2 protein-coding genes are annotated in these 1,521 nt (G+C 70.8%); both read right to left on the minus strand.

Features of this window, described 5'->3' with window-relative positions; translation table 11 throughout:
- Positions 1 to 723 (minus strand): ABC transporter permease (locus tag ACSFA3_RS22890; RefSeq protein WP_435507751.1); only part of this gene is annotated, 723 nt, incomplete at its 3' end.
- A partial coding sequence (locus ACSFA3_RS22895) for an FAD-dependent oxidoreductase (protein ID WP_435507752.1) occupies positions 723 to 1,521 on the minus strand: 799 nt, incomplete at its 5' end. The genes ACSFA3_RS22895 and ACSFA3_RS22890, both read right to left, overlap by 1 nt.

The following is a 1,521-nucleotide window of genomic DNA, read 5'->3' on the forward strand; positions in this document are numbered from 1 at the left end:
CACGGCCAGCGGGCGCGGAGAAGGCGGCCCCACCAGATCGGGAATGGCGAATGAGCCCATGGTGCCGATGAAAGTCAGCAGCACCGCGGCCGAGATGCCGGGCAGCGCCATCGGCAGCTCCACCCACAGCAGCGTGCGCCAGCGGCCTGCGCCCAACGTGCGCGCGGCGTGGCTCACCTCCTGCGGGATGGCGGCGAAGGCGCCGGTGATCACCAGGGTCATGAAAGGCAACTGCTTCCACACCGAGGTCAGGATGACGCCCACGCCCCAGGGGTCGCGCACCAGGCGAGGCAGCGCGAGGCCGAACGGCGCGGCCAGCCGGTCGAGGAAGCCGCCGCGTTCGGCCAGGGTCATGACGATCAGCGCGGCAATGATGCCCGGCACCGCCATCGGTATTTTGTAGAGCCCGTTGAACCATGCGCGCCCGCGAAAGTGGCGGCGCAGCAGCAGCGCCAGGCCGATCGAGAGGACGAGCGTCACCAGCAGCGGAGCGACGCCGTAGTAGATCGACACGAGGAGCCCGCTGCGCAGGGCCGGCCGAGTGAAGACCTGCGCATAGTGCTCGAGCGTGAAGCCGGCCAGTCCCTGATCGAGCCCCAGGCTGCCCGCCAGGCTCCACAGCAGCGGGCCGGCGAACAGCGCGCCAAGAAAGACCAGCCCGGGCAGCAGGCAGGCCCAGGCCAGCAGCCGGGCGCGGGTGTCCGCGGTGAACGCGCTCTTCATCACGGGCGGGCCCCGTGGCCCGGGTCTTCGCCCGCGCACTTCAATGCGTGCAGGCGCTCTGCGGCAGTGACGCTCACGCGCTGCCCCACGGGCAGCAATGCCGCGCCATCGCCGGCCGTGACGGTGACGCGCAGGCTCAGATCCGCGATACGCACCGTGTAGTTCAGCTGCGCTCCGGTGAACCTCGCGGCCGTGACCTCGCCGGCGCCTTCGGCATCGGGCACGTGCGCGACCAGATGACCGTCGCCGTTGAGGGGCGTGGCGGGCAATTCGAGGCCGTCGGTCATGTGGCCCCAGGCGACTTGGCCGCGTACCGGCTGCAAAGGGAGCCCGGGCGCGAATCGGCCCGATTCGAAACCTGCGGCGATCACCACGCGGTCGACGTCGATCCGCAACTGACCGGCTGGGTCGAACAGCTGCCAGCCGTTCGCGTCCCGAGTCAGACGCTCTACCTTGCAGCCACCACGAAACTCGACACCTGGTTGGCGCAACCATGCGGCGATCAGCCGGTGCGGCCGCACCCAGGCGGCTCGTGCGTGCCAGAGGGCGGGCGCATCGCTCGACAGTCCAAGAGCCGCCAATTGCCCGGCGTTCGCGGGCCATGATTCGTTAGGGCCGCTGTCGCTCCAGCCAGTCGGCACGCGCGTATCGCCATCGGGCCGGCGCTCCAGCACGCCCGTGGCGCGCCAGTCGCGGCCTTCTTCCAGCAGCCGCGTCAGCTCGGTCCACGTGGCGCGGATGCCGACCCGCGTGAGGCGCGACAGCAGCGCATCGTCGGGCGACACATGCGGCGCGAGC

Source organism: Variovorax glucosi (genome assembly GCF_051216695.1).
GTDB lineage: Bacteria > Pseudomonadota > Gammaproteobacteria > Burkholderiales > Burkholderiaceae_C > Variovorax.